The organism is Kitasatospora sp. MBT66 (assembly GCF_000710405.2).
Classification (GTDB): domain Bacteria; phylum Actinomycetota; class Actinomycetes; order Streptomycetales; family Streptomycetaceae; genus Kitasatospora; species Kitasatospora purpeofusca.
The window spans coordinates 891,908-912,864 of record NZ_JAIY01000006.1 but is presented as its reverse complement, the minus strand read 5'-3'; the positions used below and the strand labels follow the sequence as shown (position 1 = coordinate 912,864).

The 20,957-nt window shown below is 73.4% G+C and carries 12 protein-coding genes; all 12 read left to right on the top strand.

The window, feature by feature from the left end:
• Nucleotides 1-113: 113 nt before the first annotated feature.
• The 12 genes from BI06_RS16475 to BI06_RS16425 all read left to right on the top strand — a co-directional run bounded on the left by BI06_RS16475 (nucleotide 114) and on the right by BI06_RS16425 (nucleotide 20,465).
• Nucleotides 114-2,396 carry a right-handed parallel beta-helix repeat-containing protein gene (locus tag BI06_RS16475; RefSeq protein ID WP_043468816.1) on the top strand — a complete coding sequence of 761 codons (2,283 nt, stop codon included), beginning with the start codon at nucleotides 114-116 and terminating at the stop codon, nucleotides 2,394-2,396.
• A 211-nt stretch (nucleotides 2,397-2,607) separates the two neighbouring features.
• Entirely contained in the window at nucleotides 2,608-4,938 is a 2,331-nt protein-coding gene (locus BI06_RS16470) for a hypothetical protein (protein ID WP_043468813.1), read from the top strand.
• Between the two features lie 212 nt (nucleotides 4,939-5,150).
• Nucleotides 5,151-7,439 carry a right-handed parallel beta-helix repeat-containing protein gene (locus BI06_RS45500; RefSeq protein WP_063794977.1) on the top strand — a complete coding sequence of 763 codons (2,289 nt, stop codon included), beginning with the start codon at nucleotides 5,151-5,153 and terminating at the stop codon, nucleotides 7,437-7,439.
• A 112-nt stretch (nucleotides 7,440-7,551) separates the two neighbouring features.
• Nucleotides 7,552-8,580: a methionine synthase gene (locus BI06_RS16460; RefSeq protein WP_233290166.1), complete on the top strand. Its 1,029-nt coding sequence runs from the start codon at nucleotides 7,552-7,554 to the stop codon at nucleotides 8,578-8,580.
• Nucleotides 8,581-8,604: 24 nt separating this feature from the next.
• On the top strand, nucleotides 8,605-11,058 hold the full coding sequence (gene ligA / locus BI06_RS16455; protein ID WP_233290214.1) for an NAD-dependent DNA ligase LigA: 2,454 nt from the start codon (nucleotides 8,605-8,607) through the stop codon (nucleotides 11,056-11,058).
• Between the two features lie 310 nt (nucleotides 11,059-11,368).
• Nucleotides 11,369-13,084, top strand: a complete 1,716-nt coding sequence (locus BI06_RS16450; RefSeq protein WP_078879796.1) for a bifunctional diguanylate cyclase/phosphodiesterase — start codon at nucleotides 11,369-11,371, stop codon at nucleotides 13,082-13,084.
• A gap of 187 nt (nucleotides 13,085-13,271) precedes the next feature.
• Nucleotides 13,272-13,568, top strand: a complete 297-nt coding sequence (gatC, locus tag BI06_RS16445) for an Asp-tRNA(Asn)/Glu-tRNA(Gln) amidotransferase subunit GatC (RefSeq protein WP_030302932.1) — start codon at nucleotides 13,272-13,274, stop codon at nucleotides 13,566-13,568.
• 3 nt (nucleotides 13,569-13,571) lie between these two features.
• Nucleotides 13,572-15,065, top strand: a complete 1,494-nt coding sequence (gatA, locus tag BI06_RS16440) for an Asp-tRNA(Asn)/Glu-tRNA(Gln) amidotransferase subunit GatA (RefSeq protein ID WP_043468808.1) — start codon at nucleotides 13,572-13,574, stop codon at nucleotides 15,063-15,065.
• Nucleotides 15,062-15,322, top strand: a complete 261-nt coding sequence (locus tag BI06_RS16435; protein ID WP_369826134.1) for a hypothetical protein — start codon at nucleotides 15,062-15,064, stop codon at nucleotides 15,320-15,322. The genes gatA and BI06_RS16435 overlap by 4 nt, the downstream gene beginning before the upstream one ends.
• 82 nt (nucleotides 15,323-15,404) lie before the next feature.
• A complete protein-coding gene (gene gatB / locus BI06_RS16430) occupies nucleotides 15,405-16,913 on the top strand; it encodes an Asp-tRNA(Asn)/Glu-tRNA(Gln) amidotransferase subunit GatB (protein WP_030392702.1) in 1,509 nt (502 codons plus the stop codon).
• Nucleotides 16,914-17,136: 223 nt separating this feature from the next.
• Nucleotides 17,137-17,298, top strand: coding sequence for a hypothetical protein (locus tag BI06_RS50820; protein ID WP_157855185.1), 162 nt, complete (start codon nucleotides 17,137-17,139; stop codon nucleotides 17,296-17,298).
• Between the two features lie 131 nt (nucleotides 17,299-17,429).
• Nucleotides 17,430-20,465 (top strand): helix-turn-helix transcriptional regulator, encoded by a 3,036-nt coding sequence (locus BI06_RS16425; protein ID WP_233290165.1) that lies wholly within the window; start codon nucleotides 17,430-17,432, stop codon nucleotides 20,463-20,465.
• Nucleotides 20,466-20,957: the final 492 nt, after the last annotated feature.

Below are 20,957 nucleotides of genomic sequence, written 5' to 3'. Positions count from 1 at the left end.
GCGACCCCCCGTTGCCCGGGTGATACCCGGGTGTGCGATCATCCGTTCGTCCCCGGCCCATCCGGTCGTGGGACGGATGCATCGTCAGGCTGTCTGCCTGTCAGGGGGATTGCATGTCCAGACTTCGCACCGCGCTGGCCGTCGGCGCGTCACTGCTCGGGACGGTCGGCCTGCCGGCCGTCGGCGCGAGCGGCGCGCAGGCGGCGGTCGGCACGCTCTACGTCAACAACTCGGCCAACGCCGCCTGCGCCGACGACGGCGCGGGCACCCAGGCCCAGCCCTACTGCACGGTGGCCGCCGCGGCCGCCGCCGCCCGGCCCGGTCAGACGGTCCAGATCGCCGACGGCATCTACGTCGAGCCGGTGACCGTCGACCACTCGGGCGCGGCCGGGGCGCCGATCACCTTCCGCGGCCCGACGCCCGGACAGCCCGCGCCGTACAACTCGGGCTGGGCCTACCTCGGCACCTCCGACAAGCCCAGCGGGGGGCTCACCGTCAAGGGGGCCCAGTACGTCCGGTTCGAGCTGCTGAAGGTCACGACCGGACCGCAGGCCGCGGCCGTCGTCGTCGACGGCTCGCGCGACGTGTCCTTCTCGGAGGTCGGCCTGGCCGGCGGCCCGGCGCTGCGGATCACCAACGGCTCCGAGCGGGTCAGTGCCGTCCGCAGCGGCCTCTCCGACGTCACGGTGGACGGCGGCTCGACCGGGACCCTGCTCAGCACCAACACGGCCGGCTCCGTCCGGGTCGACGGCGCCCCGGGCACCGTCGTCGTGAGCAACACCCTCGGGGACTGCTCGAAGGGCCTCGTCCTGACCGGCGCCTCCGCCGGCACCACGGTCGAGAACAACGTCATCAACACCGTGAACGAGCGCGGCGACCGGTGCGACGCCGGCACCCCGGCCGTCGGCATCACCGTCGACCGGAGCGCCACGGCCGGTCTGAAGCTCGACTACAACGTGGTCGACTCGCGCAGCGGGTCGCCCGCCTACGACTGGGCCGGCACCGGCTACACGGACCGGGCGGCCTTCACGGCGGCCAGCGGACAGGGCGCCCACGACTTCGTCGAACCCACGTCCAGGGACGCGCGGAACCGCCCCGACGCGCCCAAGCACCAGTTCGACTCGGCCGACGAGAACGCGCCCGGCATGCTGACCGTCGACCTCAAGGGGAACACGGCGCAGGACGACCCGACGGTGCCCAACACCGGCACCGGCAGCGGAATCCGCGACCGGGGCGCGTACGAGGACCGGACCGGCGGCAGCGCGTACACGCCGGTGGGCCCGGTGCGGCTGCTGGACACCCGGGAGGCGATCGGGGTCCCGCAGGCGCGGGCCGTGGCGCCGGGGGAGACGATCAACCTGCCGGTCACGGGCGTGGCCGGGGTGCCGGCCAACGGTGTGACGGCCGTGACGATGACCGTCACCGCGACCGAGCCGACGCGGGACGGCGACCTCGCGGTGCGCCCGTTCGGCTACGCCTGGTCGAGTCCCTCCTCGATGATCGACGAGAGGGCGACCACCTCCACCCTGAACTGGGTCGCGGGCCGGACGGTCCCGAACCAGGTGACGGTGCCGGTGAAGGACGGCAAGGTGTCGTTCTACAACCACTCCGGCGGCACCGTGCACGTGATCGCGGACCTGGCGGGCTACTACAGCACCAAGGGTGCCCTCTTCCAGCCGCAGGACCCGGTCCGGGTGCTGGACACCCGGGAGCCGATCGGGGTGCCGCAGGTCCAGGCCGTCCCGGCCTTCGGCACGCTGGAGCTGCCGGTCGCGGGCGCGGCCGGGGCCACGGCCGTGACGATGAACGTGACGGTCACCGAGCCGGAGCAGGAGGGGCACCTGACCGTCTACCCGCACGGTGACGCCGCGCCGAACACCTCGAACCTGAACTGGACGGCGGGCCGGACCGTGGCCGGCCTGGTGACGGTGCCGGTGAAGGACGGCAAGGTGTCGTTCTACAACCACTCCGGCGGGACCGTGCACCTGGTCGCCGACCTGGCCGGCCACTACGGCGCCGACGGGCGGGCCGCGTTCTACCCCTCCGGCCCGTCGCGGATCATGGACACCCGGGAGTACTGGAGCCGCCCGCAGTACCGCTTGCCGGCTGTCGTTCCGGCCTGGGGTTCCGTCACCGTCTACCCGGCCTGGGGCAGCTACCCGGCCGACGTGACCCTGAACGTCACCGTGACCGAGCCGGGCGCCGCGGGGCATCTCAAGGCGTACTCGGCGGGCAGCCCGAACGACACGTCCGTCCTCAACTTCGCGCCCGGCGACACCGTCGCCAACCAGGTCGTGGTGCCGATGAAGAACGGCAGCGACCAGGTCACCTTCTACAACGCCAGCGGCGCGCCGCTGCACCTCGTGGTCGACCGCTACGGCGTCGAGCGCTACTGACCGGTCCCACCCCGCCCCACCCCGCGGCCCCGGCGCCGAGCATCCGTGCTCGGCACCGGGGCCGCGGCCGTGCCCGGGGCGTGCGGGTGGAGTGCCGGCCTCCGCGGTTCGGGGGCGGCCGCCCGTGGCATCATCCGTGCGTCCTCCGGGGCCCACCGGGACCGGAGGACGGGACACGACAACGGGCCCCGGGCCCGTCAGGGGGAGTGCCATGCACAGAGTCCGAACCGGAATCCGAACGAGAATCCGAACCTCGCTGGTCGTCGGCGCGACACTGCTCGGGGCGGTCGGCCTGCCGGCCGTCGGCGCGGGCGGTGCGCAGGCCGCCGTCACCACGCTCTACGTCGACAACACCGCGGCCGGCTGCGCCGACGGCGGCCCCGGCACCCGGAGCGTCCCGTACTGCCATGTCGCCGCCGCGGCGGCGGTGGCCGGGCCGGGGCAGACGGTCGAGATCGCCAGGGGCGAGTACGAGGAGACCGATCTGACGATCACCCGCTCCGGTACGGCCGGGGCGCCGATCACCTTCCGCGGCCCGTCGCCGTACGAACCGGGCTACGGCGGCAGCGCCGTGATCGGCTCCTCGGCCCACCCCGGCGGCGGCCTCACCGTCCGGGGCGCCCGCTACGTCGTGTTCGATTACCTGGAGGTCGAGGCGGCGGCCGGACGGCCGGTCGTGCTGGCCGACGGGGCGCGGGACGTCTCGTTCACCGGGGTCAGCGGAAGCGGCGGCACCGGCGTGCGGGTCACCGGCGGCTCCGAGCGGGTCCGCTACGCCCGGGCCAACCTCCGGGGCGCGCAGGGGCCGGTCGTCACGGTGGACGGCGGTTCGACCGGGACCGTCGTCAGCACGAACAACATCGTCTCCAGCACCGGCGAGGACCACCCGGCCGTCCTGGTCGACAGCGCCCCGAACACCGTGGTGGTCGCCAACAGCACCCTCGGGTCCTGCTCCCCGGGCATCGTGCTGACCGGCGCCTCGGGCGGGGCCACGGTCGAGAACAACGCGGTCAACGCGGGGCGCGACATCGATTCGCCGTGCGACACCTGGAGCTACATGGCGACCGGCATCACGGTCGCCGCGAGCGCCGTCGCCGGGACGAGGGCGGACTACAACGTCGTCGACCCGCGCAGCGGCGGCGCACCGTACAAGTGGGCCGGTGCCGAGTACGCCGACCAGCCGTCGTTCACGGCGGCCAGCGGTCAGGGCGCGCACGACTTCGTGTCGCCGACGACCTTCTGGCGGGGGCCGGACCGGCCGCTCAACCACCTGATCGACTCGGCCGACGAGAACGCCCCCGGCATGCTCGCCACCGACCGCCAGGGCAGGACCCCGGTGGACGACCCGACGCTGCCCAACACCGGTACCGGCCACGGCACTCGGGACCGGGGCTCGCAGGAGTTCCTCGACGTGGGCAGCGCGTACACACCCGCGGGCCCGGTGCGGCTGCTGGACACCCGGGCGCCGATCGGGGTGCCGTCCGCGCAGGCGGTGCCGGCCGGGGGGACGCTCGACCTGGCGGTCACGGGGGTGGCCGGGGTCCCGGCGACCGGTGTCACCGCCGTGACGATGACCGTGACGGCCACCGGGCCGACGCAGGACGGCGACCTCACGGTGTACCCGCACGGCCAGGACCGGCCGGGCGCCTCCACCCTGAACTGGGTCGCGGGCCGGACGGTCCCGAACCAGGTGACGGTGCCGGTGAAGGACGGCAAGGTGTCGTTCTTCAACCACTCCGGCGGCACCGTGCACGTGATCGCGGACCTGGCGGGCTACTACAGCCCGAGGGGCGACCTCTTCCACCCGCAGGGCCCGACCCGGGTGCTGGACACCAGGGCGCCGGTCGGGGTGCCGTCGGCCCGGCCGGTCGCGCCGAACGGGACGCTGGAGCTGCAGTTGGCCGGCGCGGCCGGGGTGCCGTCGACCGGCGTGACGGCGGTGACGGTCAACGTGACCGTGACCGACCCGGGTGACGACGGCCATCTGACGGTCTACCCGCACGGTGGCGCGGCGCCGGACACCTCGAACCTCAACTGGACGGCCGGCCGGACCGTGGCCGCGCTGGTGACGGTGCCGGTGAAGGACGGCAAGGTGTCGTTCTACAACCGCTCCGGCGGCACGGTGAACCTGATCGCGGACCTGGTGGGCTACCACGGCGCCGAGGGCCGGATCGCGTTCTACCCGGGCGGGCCGACCCGGGTCATGGACACCCGCCTGGACTGGGGGCGTCCCTACTACCGCCCGGCGGGCACCGTCCCGGCCTGGGGCTCCCTGACCCTCTTCGCGACCGGGGCGAGCTTCCCGGCCGCGGCGACCCTCAACATCACGGTGACCGAGCCGGGCGCCGCGGGCCACCTCACGGCGTACTCCGGCGTCGGCCCGGTCCCGGACACCTCGACGCTCAACTTCGAGGCCGGGCAGACCGTCGCCAACCAGGCCGTGGTCCCGGTCAACCCGGCCGGTAGCTCGGTCGTGCTCCACAACGCGAGCGGGGCGCCGGTGCACCTCGTGGTCGACTCCAGCGGCAGCGAGAGCTACTGACCGTCACCCGGTCCGTACCCTCCGGCGGCCCCGTACCGAGCCTCCCGCCCGGTACGGGGCCGTACCGGTGGGACACCTGATGACGCGTCGGCCACCCTGTGGAATGATCCGTACGCCCTCCACCTCCGCTCGGTGCGCAGGGCCGGAACCGCGGCCTCCGGCCGCGACTCACAGGGGGAATTACCGTGTCGAAAGACATCGCCAGATCCCGCATGTCCAGAACCCGTACCGCGCTGGCCGCCGGCCTGACGCTGGTCGCGACGATCGGGCTGCCCGCCGTCACGACGGGCGGCGCCTCCGCCGCCGCCGGGACGCTCCACGTCGACCGCGCGCCCGGCGCCAACTGCAGCGACTCCGGCGGCGGCAGCGCGGCCCAGCCCTTCTGCACCGTGGCGGCCGCCGCGGCCGTCGCCTCCGCCGGACAGACGGTGGAGATCGCCTGGGGCGTCTATCCCGAGGAGCTCGTGTTCACGCGCTCCGGTCGGCAGGGTGCGCCGATCGTCTTCCGCGGCAAGCCCCATGACGTCATGACCCACGGATCGGTGATGATCGGTGCCGCGGAGACCCCGTCGAAGGGCATCACCGTCCGGGGCGCCGAGTTCGTCGAGTTCGAGCACCTGGACGTGGTCACCAATTCACCGGCGGCGAGCCTGGTGGTCGACGGCGCGAACCGGGTGAAGTTCACCGATGTCGGCGCCTACGGCAGGCTGTGGATCACCAACGGCTCCCGCCAGGTCACCTTCGCCCGCGGCAACGTGAACGGTAACTACGGTCGTCCGGGGATCACCGTCGACGGTGGCTCCACCGGGACGGTGCTCACCACCAACACGGTCTTCCCCGGATACCAGTCCCCGGCCTCGGTCCTGGTCGACGGCGCGCCCGGCACGGTCGTGGTCAGCAACACGATCCACGCCGAGTGCGCCACGGGCATCGCGCTGGACGGGGCCTCGGCCGGTGCGGTGGTCGAGAACAACCTGGTCAACACCGCGCGGTCGCAGAACGAGCGCTGTGCCGACACCGCGGCGGCGACCGGCATCGGCGTCGCCCCGACCGCGACCGCCGGCACGATCGTGGACTACAACGTCGTCGATCCGCGCAGCGGCGGCGTGCCCTACCGCTGGGCCGGTACGGAGTACCCGACCAGGCCCGAGTTCACCGCAGGCACCGGCCAGGGCGCCCACGACTTCGTGGCGAAGATCTACGAGCCCCGCACCCCGGACGGACCCCAGGCCGTGTCCATCGACTCGGCCGACGAGAACGCCCCCGGCATGCTTCCGGTGGATGCCATCGGAGAGGGCCCCCTCGACGACCCGACGGTGCCCAACACCGGTACCGGCAAGGGCTACCGGGACCGCGGCGCCAATGAGCACGGCGACTTCGGCAGCGTCTTCACCCCCGCCGGCCCGGTCCGGCTGCTGGACACCCGGGAGGCCGTCGGCGTCCCCGGTACCGAGGCCGTCCCGGCCTTCGGCCAGGTGGACCTCCAGGTCGCCGGGGTGGCCGGCATCCCGGCGAGCGGCGTGACGGCCGTGACGATGAACGTCACGGTGACCGGGCCGACCGACAACGGCCACCTCCGGGTCTACCCGCACGGCGAGGAGCGCCCGGACACCTCCAACCTCAACTGGACGGCCGGCCGGACCCTCGCCAACCAGGTGACCGTCCCGGTGAAGGACGGCAAGGTGTCGTTCTACAACCACTCCGGCGGCACCGTGCAGGTGATCGCCGACCTGGCCGGCTACTACGGCGCCAAGGGCGACCTCTTCCACCCGCTCAGCCCGTCCCGGCTGCTGGACACCCGGGAGGCCGTCGGCGTCCCCGGTACAGAGGCCGTTCCTGCGGGCGGCACGGTGGAGCTCAAGGTCGCCGGTGAGGGCGGGGCGCCCCTGGACGGGGTGACGGCCGTGACGATGAACGTCACCGTGACCGACCCGAGCGAGGACGGCCACCTCCGGGTCTACCCGCACGGCACCGCGCTGACGCAGACCTCCAGCCTCAACTGGACGGCCGGCCGGACCGTCCCCAACCTGGTCACCGTGCCGGTGAAGGACGGCAAGGTGTCGTTCTACAACTCCTCCGGCGGCACCGTGCACCTGATCGCGGACCTGGCCGGCTACTACAGCGCCGAGGGCAGGCTGACCTTCACCCCGAACAGCCCCTGGCGGGCCATGGACACCCGCGAGGACGTCCGCACCGAGTGCTGCCTGCGCCCGGCCGGAACTGTCGGGGCCTTCGACGCGCTGGACGTCGAGATCTACGCGCCGAACATCGCCGCGGCGACCCTCAACGTCACCGTCACCGAGCCCGGCACCGACGGCCACCTGATCGTCTACCCGGGCAACGAGCTCATGCCGGCCGTCTCCAACCTCAACTTCCAGGCCGGGGAGACCGTCGCCAACCAGGTGGTGGTGAAGGTGAACGAGGGCCACATCACCATCCGCAACGCGAGCGCCGCACCTGTCCACATCATCGTGGACCTCTTCGGGACCCAGAGCTACTGAGCCCCCGGGTCCCGGCGGCACTGCCGCCGGGACCCGGCACCGACGGCCCCGTCACCGAGCCCCGCGCCCGGTGCCGGGGCCGTCGGCGTTCCCGACCCCATAGGCTTCGGCCGTGAGCAACGGACTTCCCTTCCCCGACCTGGTCGGCGCCGCCACCGGCGTCGGATCGCTGCCCGGCACCGACGCCCGGGAGGCCGCCCGGACCTCCACCGGCGCGCTGGAGCACCTGCCGTTCCTCCCCGAACTCCCCGCCCGCGGGCCGGGCGCCGACATGATCGGCCGTTCCGCCGGCCTCCTGGTCGAGCTGTTCGCGCAGACCGAGCCGAGCGGCTGGCGGTTCGCCGACCGTCCGGGCCGGGACACCCGGCGGGCGCACTCCTGGCTGGGCGAGGACCTCGACGCGATGGAGGAGTTCACCCAGGGGTACACCGGCGCGCTGAAGGTGCAGGCGGTGGGCCCGTGGACGCTGGCCGCCTCGATCGAGCTCAAGTACGGCGAGAAGGCGCTCGCCGACCCCGGCGCCTGCCGGGACATCGCCGGTTCGCTCACCGAGGGCCTGCGCCGCCACCTCGCCGAGGTCCGCCGCCGGGTGCCCGGGGCGGAGCTGGTGCTCCAGCTCGACGAGCCCTCGCTGCCCGCCGTGCTGTCCGGCGAGGTGCGGACGGCGAGCGGGTTCCAGCGGCTGCGCTCCGTCGACCGGCAGCTCGCCGAGGAGGCGCTGCGAAACGTGATCGGCGCCCTGGACGCACCCGTGGTGGTGCACTGCTGCGCGCCCCGGGTGCCGCTGCCGCTGCTGCGCCGGGCCGGGGTCGCCGGTGTCTCGCTGGACTTCTCGCTGCTGACCGAGCGTGAGGACGAGGAGTTCGGCGAGGCGGTCGACGCGGGCACCGTGATCCTCGCGGGCGTCGTCCCCTCCACCGAGCGGGCGCTCGCTCAATCAACGGCACTGTCGGACCCGGCCGGTAGTGTCCAGGGTGTCAGGGCGTTGTGGCGCAGGCTCGGGTTCGCCCCGGAGCTGCTCGGCCGCCGTGTACTGGTGACGCCGACCTGCGGGCTGGCCGGGGCATCCCCGGACCACGCGCGCCGGGCGCTGTCACTCAGTGTGAACGCGGCCAGGAGCCTGGTGGACAACCCGGAATGAGAGATTGACGGAGGGCTTGCGGTGGTGGCTGTCGAGGGCTGGGAGGACGTTCCGGCGGAGGTGCGCAAGCGGCACGCCGAGCTGGCCGCCGAGATCACGGACCACCGGGCCCGCTACTACGAGCAGGACGCGCCGGTCGTCAGCGACGCCGAGTTCGACGCGCTGATGCGCGAGCTGGAGGGGCTGGAGGCGGAGCACCCCGCCCTGGTCACCCCGGAGTCGCCCACGCAGCGGGTCGGCGGCGCGCCGACCCTGCTGTTCGCCCCGGTCGAGCACCGGGAGCGGCTGCTCAGCCTGGACAACGCGATGGACGACGAGGAGCTCGCGGCCTGGGCCGAGCGGGTCGCCGGCGAGCTGGCCGGGATCGAGTACCACTACCTGTGCGAGCTCAAGGTGGACGGCCTGGCCGTCAACCTCACTTACGAGAACGGCCGGTTGACGCAGGCGGCGACCCGGGGCGACGGCCGGGTCGGCGAGGACATCACCGCCAACGTCCGCACCATCGAGGAGATCCCGCACCGGCTCACCGGCGAGGACGTGCCCGAGCTGGTCGAGATCCGCGGCGAGGTCTACTTCCCGACCGAGGCCTTCGAGGCGCTCAACGCCTCCTTCGCGGAGGAGAACGAGCGCCGCCGGCTGGAGAACGAGGAGCGCGCCAAGGAGGGCAAGCGGCCCCGGGCGATGATCCGGCTGTTCATGAACCCGAGGAACGCCGCGGCCGGCTCGCTGCGCCAGAAGGACCCGCTGATCACCGCCTCCCGCCCGCTGCGGATGGTGGTGCACGGCATCGGCGCCCGGGTCGGCTTCGACATCGACAACCAGTCGCACGCCTACGACCTGCTGCGCGGCTGGGGCCTGCCCACCGCCCGGCACAACCGGGTGGTCGGCACGCTGGCGGAGGTGCGGGAGTTCATCGCGCACTTCGGCGAGCAGCGGCACTCGGTCGAGCACGAGATCGACGGCGTGGTCGTCAAGGTGGACGAGATCGCCCTGCAGGGCCGGCTCGGCTCCACCTCGAAGTCCCCGCGCTGGGCGATCGCCTGGAAGTACCCGCCGGAGGAGGTCACCGGGAAGCTCGCCGCGATCAAGGTCGGGATCGGCCGCACCGGCCGGGCCACCCCGTACGCGGTGCTGGCCGAGCCGGTGAAGGTGGCCGGTTCGATGGTGCAGTACGCGACCCTGCACAACCAGGACGTGGTCAAGGCCAAGGACGTCCTGCTCGGCGACACCGTGGTGCTGCGCAAGGCCGGCGACGTGATCCCGGAGATCCTCGGCCCGGTGTACGACCTGCGGGACGGCAGCGAGCAGGCGTTCGTGATGCCCTCGCACTGCCCCGAGTGCGGCACCGGACTGCGGCCGATGGCGGAGGGGGACATCGATCTGCGCTGCCCCAACGCCCAGTTCTGCCCGGCCCAGATCCGGGAGCGGATCGCCTTCCTCGGCGGGCGCTCGGCGCTGGACATCGAGGGCCTCGGCTACGTCGCCGCCACCGCGCTGACCCAGCCCCTGGCGCCGGCCGAGGCGCCGGTGGGCAACGAGGGCGACATCTTCGGCCTGACGGTGGAGCGGCTGCTGCCGATCAGGGTGCTGGTGCGCGACCAGAAGACCGGTATGCCGAAGCTGGACGACGAGACCGGCGAGGAGAAGGAGGTGTTCTTCTTCGCCACCACCGCCGGTGCGCCGAAGAAGAACACCGGACTGATGCTGGAGAACATCGAGAAGGCCAAGGACCGCCCGCTCTGGCGCTTCCTCAACGGCCTCTCGATCCGGCACGTCGGCCCGGTCGCCGCCCAGGACCTGGCCCGGGAGTTCCGCGACCTGGACGCGATCTTCGCGGCGAGCGAGGAGCGGCTGGCCGCCACCGACGGGGTCGGCGCGGGCACCGCGCGCTCGATCGTGGAGTGGTACCAGGTGGACTGGCACCGGGAGATCGTCGAGAAGTGGCGGGCGGCCGGGGTCCGCTTCACCGAGGAGGCCACCGAGGAGGAGGGCGAGCGCCCGCTGGAGGGGCTGACCATCGTCGTCACCGGCACGCTGGCCGGGCACACCCGGGACGGCGCCAAGGAGGCGCTGACCTCGCGGGGTGCGAAGGTGACCGGTTCGGTGTCGAAGAAGACCCACTTCGTGGTCGCGGGCGACAATCCTGGGTCGAAGTACGACAAGGCCGTTCAGCTGGGGCTGCCGGTCCTCGACGACGCGGGCTTCACGATCCTGCTGGAGCAGGGTTCGGCCGCCGCCCGGGTCCACCTGGGGCTGCCGGCGGAGCCGCCGGAGGAGCCGGCGAAGAAGGCACCGGCCCGGAAGAAGGCCGCCGCCAAGAACACCACCGAGGACGCCGCGGAGAACACCGCCGAGGACGGTACGAACGACGGCGGGAGCGATGCCGCGGCGAAGGATCCCGAGGTGGGGGCACCGGACGCCGCCGAGGCCGCCGCCGAGGCCGCCGCGGAGCCCGTCGAGGAGGGCGCCGAGGGCTGACCCCGCGCGCGGAAGCCCCGAATCCGGCTTGTTATCGTCCTGATGCAACGTCATCGGGTGCCGCACAGTGATAGCGGGCATCGTGACACTGTGCGGCACCCGCGCGGTGGCGTATGTCCGGTTGTCCGAAAGTCTGCCCGTCGGGTGAAGCCGCGCATACCCTGGAGCGCAACAGAGTGTCAGCAGGGGTGGGGGTACCGGCCGAGCCGGACTCCGCGGGGCCGCTCCATGCCCGGCAGGCTGCCGGCGCCGGTACGGTGCCTCACCGCTAGGCGGCCTGACGGGGCGGGCCCGACGGAGGACTGGGCTTATGGATCGTACGACCGGCGGTGCGCCCACACGCCCGCCGCAGGGGGTGGCGGGAGCGGTCCTGCTGCTCGGCGTGCTGCTGGCCGGCGCCGCGCCGCTCATCCCGCTGGCCGTGCTGGTCTACCGCTACGAGGCGGAGCTGCTGCCACTGTTCGCGGTGCCGCTCGCCGTCCTGGTCGCGGCCTGGCGGATCGCCCGCGACCGGGCGCGCGACCAGCTCACCGACCCGCTGACCGATCTGCCCAACCGCCAGGCGTTACTCCTCGCCGCCCAGGAGGCGATCGCCGAGCACACCGAGGGCTACAGCGTCGGTCTGATCCTGCTCGACCTCGATCGCTTCCGGTCGCTCAACGACACCCTCGGCCATACCGCCGGCGACCGGCTGCTCGTCCACATCGCCCGCCGGCTGCACCGGGCGCTGCGCTCCGGCGGGGCCTCCGGCAGCGCCACCCGCGAGTCCATCGACGACGTCTTCGCCGGACTGCCCCGGCACTACCGCGGCCGCCCGATGGTGGCCCGGATGGGCGGCGACGAGTTCGCCGTCCTGCTGCCCGGCATCGGCTGCCCCGACTCGCTGGAGAAGGTGGCCAAGGCGCTGATCGCCGAACTGGCCGCCCCGATCCGCCTGGACGGACTGCTGCTGGTGCTGGAGGCCAGCGCGGGCGTCTGCGTCTTCCCCCAGCACGCCCAGGACGCCGAGTCGCTGCTGCGCCGCGCCGACGTGGCGATGGGGCACGCGCAGCGCGGCCGCACCTCGGTCGAGCAGTACGACGAGGCGCAGGACGCCGACACCCCGTACCGGATCGGGCTGCTGGGCGACCTGCGGCGGGCCCTGGAGACCGGCGAGGTCCAGCTGCACTACCAGCCCAAGGTGGCCTTCGACGGCCGGGTGGTCGGCCTGGAGGCGCTGCTGCGCTGGGAACGCCCCGGGCAGGGCCGGGTCTCCCCGGACGAGTTCGTGGGCCTCGCCGAGTCCAGCGGGCTGATGCCCCGGCTGACCGACTACGTGCTGGAGGCCGCCGTCGGCCAGCTCGCCAGCTGGCGCGAGCAGGGCCTCCAGGTGCAGGTCGCGGTGAACGTCTCGCCGCGCGACGTGCTCAACCCCGGCTTCGCCCAGCGGGTCGCCGGCCACCTCGTCCGCCACCAGGTGCCGGCCCACGCGCTCCAGCTGGAGATCACCGAGCGGCTGCTGCTGGACGACTCCCGCCGCGCCGCCGACACCCTGGCGGAGCTGCGCGGCTACGGGGTCGGGATGTCCCTGGACGACTTCGGGACCGGCCACTCCTCGCTGGTGCGGCTGCGCAGCCTGCCGGTCGGCGAGCTGAAGATCGACCGCTCCTTCGTCTCCCGGATGGCGACCGACGACCACGACGCGGCGGTGGTCCGCTGCTCGGTCGAGCTGGCCCACTCGCTCGGCCTGACCGTGGTCGCCGAGGGCGTCGAGGACGACGAGACCTGGGAGCGGCTGAACTGCATGGGCGTGGACGCGGTGCAGGGCTGGCTGGTGTCGGCGGCGCTGCCGGCCGAGCAGGCCACCGCCTGGCTGCGGGTGCACCGCACCGGCGCCCCGCCGGTGGAGCGGCTCTCCTCCGCCGCGGACCGGCTGCCGCCCGCGATCCAGCCCGTGCTGCCGCCGGTGATCCAGGCGGCGCAGGCGGCGAAGCTGGAGATCCAGGCGCCCAAGCAGCAGAGTTGGGCGCCGACCCGCCCGCAGTGAGGGTGCCGCGCGGCGAGGGTGACCGGGTCCCACCGCCGGTCGTTGGCCGGTGGCCGGGCCGTGCCCCATAGGATGGGGACCACAGACCACGAGGACGGGAGCGCCGGACAGGCGGTTCCCGGCCCGGGCCCGGCGCCGCCGGAAGGCGGATCCGGGCCTCACCAGAACTCACCCTGAGGATCGCTGCATGCCTGGCATCACGCGCGAGGAGGTCGCCCACCTCGCTCGGCTGTCGCGTCTTGAGTTGCAGGCCGAAGAGTTGGACCACTTCGCCGAGCAGCTCGACGTGATCATCGGCGCGGTCGCCCGCGTTTCCGAGGTCGCCGGACAGGACGTCCCGCCCACCTCCCACCCGCTGCCGCTGACCAACGTCATGCGCGCGGACGAGGTCCGGCCGTCGCTCACCCCGGACCAGGCGCTGGCCGGGGCCCCGGCCGCCGAGGAGCAGCGTTTCCGTGTGCCCCAGATCCTCGGGGAGGACTGACCGATGACCGAGCTCATCCGTTACACCGCGGCCGAGACCGCCGCCGCCGTCGCCAAGGGCGAGGTGTCCGCCGTCGAGGTGGCCCAGGCGCACCTGGACCGCATCGGCGCCGTCGACAAGAAGGTCAACGCCTTCCTGCACGTCGACACCGAGGGCGCGCTGAGCGCCGCCCGGGCCGTCGACGAGAAGCGCGCCAAGGGCGAGGAGCTGGGCCCGCTGGCCGGCGTCCCGCTCGCGCTGAAGGACGTCTTCACCACCAAGGGCGTGCCGACCACCTGCGGTTCGAAGATCCTCGAAGGCTGGATCCCGCCGTACGACGCCACCCTGACCACGCGTCTCAAGGACGCCGGCGTGGTCATCCTCGGCAAGACCAACATGGACGAGTTCGCGATGGGCTCCTCCACCGAGAACTCCGCCTACGGCCCGACCGGCAACCCCTGGGACCTCTCCCGGATCCCCGGTGGTTCCGGCGGCGGTTCGGCCGCCGCGCTGGCCGCCTTCGAGGCGCCGCTGGCGATCGGCACCGACACCGGCGGCTCGATCCGCCAGCCCGGCGCCGTCACCGGCACCGTCGGCGTGAAGCCGACCTACGGCTCGGTGTCGCGCTACGGCCTGGTGGCCTTCTCCAGCAGCCTGGACCAGGGCGGCCCGTGCGCCCGCACCGTGCTGGACGCGGCGCTGCTGCACGAGGCGATCGCCGGCCACGACCCGCTGGACTCCACCTCGATCGACGCGCCGGTCCCGGCCGTGGTCGAGGCCGCGAAGCTGCGCGACGTGCGCGGCATGCGGATCGGCGTGGTGAAGGAGTTCTCCGGCGAGGGCTACCAGGCCGGCGTGATGCAGCGCTTCGACGAGTCGGTGGAGCTGCTGCGCGAGCTGGGCGCCGAGGTCGTCGAGGTCTCCTGCCCGTCCTTCACCCTGGCGCTGCCGGCGTACTACCTGATCGCCCCGAGCGAGGCCTCGTCCAACCTGGCCCGCTTCGACGCGATGCGCTACGGCCTGCGGGTCGGCGACGACGGCTCCCGCTCGGCCGAGGAGGTCACCGCGATGACCCGCGAGGCCGGCTTCGGTCCCGAGGTGAAGCGCCGCATCATCCTGGGCACCTACGCGCTGTCCTCGGGCTACTACGACGCCTACTACGGTTCGGCCCAGAAGGTGCGGACGCTGATCTCCCGCGACTTCGACGCCGCCTTCGCCGGCGTGGACGTGCTGGTCTCGCCGACCACGCCGACCACCGCCTTCCCGATCGGCGAGCGCGCCGACGACCCGATGGCGATGTATCTGGCCGACCTTTGCACGATTCCGTCCAACCTTGCGGGCAACGCGGCCATGTCGCTGCCGGTGGGCCTGGCCCCGGAGGACAATCTCCCGGTCGGCCTGCAGATCATCGCACCCGCGATGGCGGACGACCGCCTGTACCGCGTGGGCGGCGCCGTCGAGGCCGCACTCAACGACAAGTGGGGGCACACCCTGCTGGAGGAGGCACCGGCACTGTGAGCAAGATCGAGAACGCCAAGGCCCAGTCGGCATCGCTGAAGGGGTGGAAGCACTCCAAGCCCGGGCTCTGGCTGTCCATCGGCACCAGCGCCTTCGGCGCGGTCTCCATCGTCAAGGACGTGCGCAAGGCCCGCGGCGAGAGCGACACCCTCAAGCTGGTCAACGCCCTGGTCGGCGCCGCCGCCCTGGTCACCGGCACCGCCCTGCTGGTCCGTGAGCTGCGCCGCCTCGGCGACGACGACGTCCTGCTGGGCTGACCCAGCCCGTGAGGCCCCGGCCCGCACCCTCGCGTGCGGGCCGGGCCCGCACCACCGAAGACTTTTTAGTGAAGGGGACGCTGTGAGCGTCAAGAACCTGGTCTCCTACGAGGACGCGCTCGCGTCGTTCGACCCGGTGATGGGCCTGGAGGTCCACGTCGAGCTGGGCACCAAGACCAAGATGTTCTGCGGTTGCTCGACCGAGCTGGGCGCCGAGCCGAACAGCCAGGTCTGCCCGACCTGCCTGGGCCTGCCGGGCTCGCTGCCGGTGGTCAACGCGATCGGTGTGGAGTCGGCCGTCAAGATCGGCCTGGCGCTGAACTGCGAGATCGCCGAGTGGTGCCGGTTCGCGCGGAAGAACTACTTCTACCCGGACATGCCGAAGAACTTCCAGACCTCGCAGTACGACGAGCCGATCGCCTTCAACGGCTACCTCGACGTGCAGCTGGAGGACGGCTCGACCTTCCGGGTGGAGATCGAGCGCGCCCACATGGAGGAGGACACCGGCAAGTCCAGCCACGTCGGTGGCGCGACCGGCCGGATCCACGGCGCGACCCACTCGCTGCTGGACTACAACCGGGCCGGCATCCCGCTGATCGAGATCGTCACCAAGCCGATCGAGGGGGCCGGCGAGCGCGCCCCCGAGGTCGCCCGGGCGTACGTCGCCGAGCTGCGCGAGGTCATCCGCTCGCTGGGCGTCTCCGAGGCCCGGATGGACAAGGGCCAGATGCGCTGCGACGTCAACCTGTCGCTGCGTCCGAACGGCACCGAGACCTTCGGCACCCGCTCGGAGACCAAGAACGTCAACTCGCTGCGCAGCGTGGAGCGGGCCGCCCGCTTCGAGATCCAGCGGCACGCCACGGTGCTGACCGACGGCGGCACGATCGTCCAGGAGACCCGGCACTTCCACGAGGAGGACGGCAGCACCACCGCCGGCCGGATCAAGGACAACGCCGAGGACTACCGGTACTTCCCGGAGCCGGACCTGGTGCCGATCGCCCCGGCCCGCGCCTGGGTGGAGGAGCTGCGCGCCGCGCTGCCCGAGCTGCCGCGGGTGCGCCGGGCCCGGCTGCAGGCCGAGTGGGGCCTGACGGACAAGGACATGCAGTCGGTGCTGAACGCCGGCGCCGTCGAGCCGATCCAGGAGACCATCGCCGCCGGCGCCCCGGCCGACCAGGCCCGCAAGTGGTGGATGGGCGAGCTGGCCCGCCGGGCCAACGAGACCGGCACCGAGCTGGCCGAGCAGCCGATCACCCCGGCGCAGGTCGCCCGGGTGGCCGCGCTGGTCGCCGAGGGCAAGCTGAACGACAAGCTGGCCCGCCAGGTCATCGAGGCCGTGCTGGCCGGCGAGGGCGAGCCGGACGCGGTCGTCGAGCAGCGCGGCCTGGCCGTGGTCTCGGACGACTCCGCGCTCGGTGCCGCCGTGGACCAGGCCATCGCCGAGAACGAGGCGATCGCCGCCAAGATCCGCGACGGCAAGGTCGCCGCGGTCGGCGCCCTGGTCGGCGCGGTCATGAAGACCACCCGCGGCCAGGCCGACGCGGCCCGGGTCAAGGATCTGATTCTTGAGAAGCTGGGCGTTTCTGCCTGAGGTTCCAAGGCGTCTTAGGCGTTCTTAGGGCTACTTAGTGGCCTGAGGCCCGGTCTTACCCTGCATAAGGGGTAGGACCGGGCCTTTGCCGTACCCGGGACCCCTCGCCTAAGGCGGAAGGGGGCCGGAACATCCGGCAGGCTGCCGATGCGGCGCCCCCCTCTGGGAGAGGAATCTTTACCTCAGAACGAGAGAGACACCGAAACCCACGAGGGGAAACACCGTGATCGAGTACGAGCTCATCAAGCAGCAGGAACTGGAACTCCGGGCCCAGGCCCAGCACGAGCGCCTGGTCCTCGAGGCGAAGGGTGCCAAGCGCACCGGCTGGCGTCCGAACGTGGGCTTCCGCCTGCAGCGGCGCGCCGTCCGTCCGCGCGAATGCTGACGGACCGGCACCGAGGTGCCGAGCAGGGACCGGAAGGGGAGGCGCCACGGGGGTGCGCCTCCCCTTCCGGGCGTCCAGGGGGCGGGATAACCCCTCGGAGCGCACCCGACCTCTGTGGCATGCTCGCCTCCATGCAGCAGATATCGGTGAGTCCCGTCTTCGTCGGCCGCGATCCGGAACTCACCGTCCTGCTGGACGCCATGCGCAGGGCCGGGGACGGCCAGCCGCAGACCGTGCTGATCGGTGGCGAGGCTGGCGTCGGCAAGACCCGGCTGCTGGAGGAGTTCCTCCGCCAGGCCTGCCTCGACGGCGTGGTCACCACCGTCGGCGGCTGCCTGGAGATCGGCGCCGAGGGCCTGCCCTACGCGCCGCTGGCCACCGCGCTGCGCCGGCTGCACCGGGGGCTGGGTCCCGAGCTGGAGGCGGCCGCCGCCGGGATGGAGGGTCATCTCGCCCGGCTGATGCCCGACTTCGGCGAGGCCGACGGCGAACCCAACGACGAGTACGGACGAGCCCGGCTGTTCGAGCACACCGCGAGGCTGTTCGAACGGCTCGGCACGGACCGTACCCTCGTGCTCGCCGTCGAGGACCTCCACTGGTCCGACCGCTCCACCCGGGAACTGCTGGCCTACCTGGTCCGCACCCTGCACCGGGCCCGGGTGCTGCTGGTCGCCACCTACCGCAGCGACGACCTGCACCGCCGCCACCCGCTGCGGCCGTTCCTGGCCGAGCTGGAGCGGCTGCGCACCGTGCAGCGGGCCGAGCTGGAGCGGTTCGGGCCCGGCGAGGTGGCCGCGCAGCTGGCCGGCATCCTCGGCACCGCCGCCCCGGACCGGGAGCTGGTCGACCGGATCCACCGCCGCTCCGAGGGCAACCCCTTCTTCGTCGAGGAGCTGGCCACCGCCTTCCGCGAGGGCTGCTCGGCCGGGCTCACCGACTCGCTCCGGGACATGCTGCTGGTCCGGGTCGAGGCGCTGGACGAGCAGACCCAGCGGGTGCTGCGGATTGCCGCCGAGGGCGGCTCCTACGTCGAGCACGCCCTGCTGGCCGCCGTCCTGGAGGACGAGGAGGAGCTGATCGCCTCGCTCCGGGTCGCGGTCGGCGCCAACATCCTGCGCCCGGACACCGACGGCGACGGCTACCGGTTCCGGCACGCGCTGGTCCGGGAGGCGGTCTCGGACGACCTGCTGCCGGGCGAGCGGCACCGGATCAACCGGCGCTTCGCGGCCGCGCTGGAGGCCGATCCGCACCTGGTCGGCTCCGACGTCCGCCCCGCCCGGCTGGCCAACTACTGGTACCACGCCCACGACCCGGCCCGGGCCCTGCCGACCGCCCTGGAGGCCGCCAGGGCCGCCCGCCGGCGCAATGCCTTCGCCGAGCAGCTGCGGATGCTGGAACGGGCCCTGGAGCTCTGGGACGAGGTCCCGGCGGAGGTGCTGGCGGGCACCCTGCGCCCGCACGACTGGGCCGAGACCTACCCGCCCTGCTCCTGCGACGTGGACCGGCACGACGAGCGCTGCGACCGGCTCTGCCTGATCGACGTGCTGGCCGAGGCGGTGGTCGCGGCCCGCCGCAGCGGGGACCGCGAGCGCGGGCTGAGCCTGGCCAAGCGGGCGCTCAAGCTGGTCGACGAGACCGAGCACCCGGCCCGCGCCGCCTGGTTCCGGATCAACCGGGCCCGGATGCTCGGCCACCTGCGCCGCTCCGGCGACGAGGAGGAGATCGCGTACGCGCAGCGGCTGGTCGAGCACTTGCCGCCGTCCGCCGTCCAGGCCGAGGTGCTCGCCCTCGCCGCGGGCAGCGGGATGCTCTCCAACCCCCGGCCCGAGCTGGTCGAACTCGCCGAGCGGGCGGTCCGGATCGCCCGCGAGGTGGGCGCCGACGCGGTCGAGCAGCACGCCCTGATGACGCTCGGCGGGCTGCGCAACGACCTCGACTCCGACCCGGAGACCGCGGTCGCCCAGCTCACCGCGGCGGTGGAGGCCACCCGGCGGATCGGCGCCCCCGACGTGCTGCTGCGCGGCCTCAACAACCTGTCCTCGATGCAGCGCGGCCTCGGCCGGGCCGAGGAGGCGGCGGCACTCGCCCGCGAGGGCCTGGAGTCGGCCCGGGGCAACGGCCTCCAGCGCAACATCGGCGCCATCCTGACCGGGAACCTCGCCGAGGCGCTGATGGACCTCGGGCGGGTCGACGAGGCCGAGCAGGTGCTCGCCGAGTGCCAGCTGATCGGTGTGACCGGCACCCACGCCGAGTTCCTGGACCGGATGCGCGGCGAGATCGCCCTGCTCCGCGGCGACCTGCCCGGCGCCGCCGCGATGCTGACGCAGGCCAGGGCGGCCAACCGGATCGGCCAGCTCCAGCACTCCGTCCCGATCGCGCGGCTGGCGCTGCGGGTCGCCGCCGGGGCGGGCCGTCCGCTGGACGCCCGCGCCGAGCTGATCGCGGCCCTGGACGAGGACCTCCGCTGCGGCTACCTCGCCGACCTCTACCCGCTGCTGGTGGACGGCGCCGCCGCCGAGGCCGACAGCCGGGGCCTGCCCGAGGCCGACCGGGGCCGGGCCGCGGTGCTGGCCAGGATCGCCGCGACGGCGGCCGGGCTGACCCCGACCGTGCCGCTGCACCACGGCTGGGCCCGGCTGCTGGAGGCCGAACTGGCCCGCGCCGAGGGGGCGGACACCCCCGAGCAGTGGGCCACCGCGGTCGCGGCGCTGCGCCGGACCGGGCTGCCGTACCCGCTGGCGGTCGCGCTGCTGCGGGCCGGCGAGGCCGAGGTGCTGGCCGGGCGCCGCGAATCCGGTGCCGAACTCCTGCGCGAGGCGCGGGAACTGGCGTCCGCCCGGTCCGACGCCGCACTGCGGGCCGAGATCGACGCGCTGGCCGCGCGGGCCGGTCTCCCGCTCGTCGCCGGCCGCCCGGTGCCCGCTCCGGCACTGCCGGCCGGTGAATCCCTCGGCCTCACCCCCCGTGAGCGGGACGTGCTCCGATTGCTCGCCCGGGGGTGCACCAACCGGCAGATCGCCGAGGAACTGTACATCTCGCCGAAGACCGCGAGCGTGCACGTCTCCAACATCCTCGGCAAGCTCGCGGTGGCCGGCCGGGGCGAGGCGGCCGCGCTGGCCCACCGGCTGCGGCTGTTCCCCGAGGACCTTGCCCCGGCCGCCCGCTGACGGCCCGTCGGCCGCTCCCGTCGGGTGCGCCCGTCCGATGCCCCGCCCGGCGTACCGCCGCGGTGGCCGGTGCCGGGCGGGCGCTGCCGCGTGCTCCCGTGCGCGCTGCGTGAGCCCCCTTGTGCGCGCCCCCGTCAACCGGACCGATTCGGTGGAATCGGACGCAATTCCCCACCCCTGGGCCATTACTCTAAGTTGAGTGTGCGTGTCATTGAGTGACCGAAGTGGTGTAGGGTCCCGAACGGGAACATCGGTGTGGCGGGACGGCCGGCAGGCCCCCCGCCCCCTGGGTCACCGCCCTGCCGGGGCGCCAGGTCACCGCGCACGGCCACCGGGCGCGCGGCCGGTGGTCCGTGACCGGGGCGCGAGGCCCCGGGCCGGAGGGGGAGAGGCCGAGTGAGCTCCACCGACGCGGTGCTGCCCGGAGCCGGACGGCCCCAGGCGCCGGACGCCGTCCTGCCCGCGGACGGTCCGCCGAGACCGGGCCCGCCG

Bases quoted from the DNA above. Each gene is read 5' to 3' on its own strand.
- BI06_RS16475 (WP_043468816.1), top strand. From the start codon at position 114: ATGTCCAGACTTCGCACCGCGCTGGCCGTCGGCGCGTCACTGCTCGGG.
- BI06_RS16470 (WP_043468813.1), top strand. From the start codon at position 2,608: ATGCACAGAGTCCGAACCGGAATCCGAACGAGAATCCGAACCTCGCTG.
- BI06_RS45500 (WP_063794977.1), top strand. From the start codon at position 5,151: ATGTCCAGAACCCGTACCGCGCTGGCCGCCGGCCTGACGCTGGTCGCG.
- BI06_RS16450 (WP_078879796.1), top strand. From the start codon at position 11,369: ATGGATCGTACGACCGGCGGTGCGCCCACACGCCCGCCGCAGGGGGTG.
- gatC (WP_030302932.1), top strand. From the start codon at position 13,272: ATGCCTGGCATCACGCGCGAGGAGGTCGCCCACCTCGCTCGGCTGTCG.
- gatA (WP_043468808.1), top strand. From the start codon at position 13,572: ATGACCGAGCTCATCCGTTACACCGCGGCCGAGACCGCCGCCGCCGTC.
- BI06_RS16425 (WP_233290165.1), top strand. From the start codon at position 17,430: ATGCAGCAGATATCGGTGAGTCCCGTCTTCGTCGGCCGCGATCCGGAA.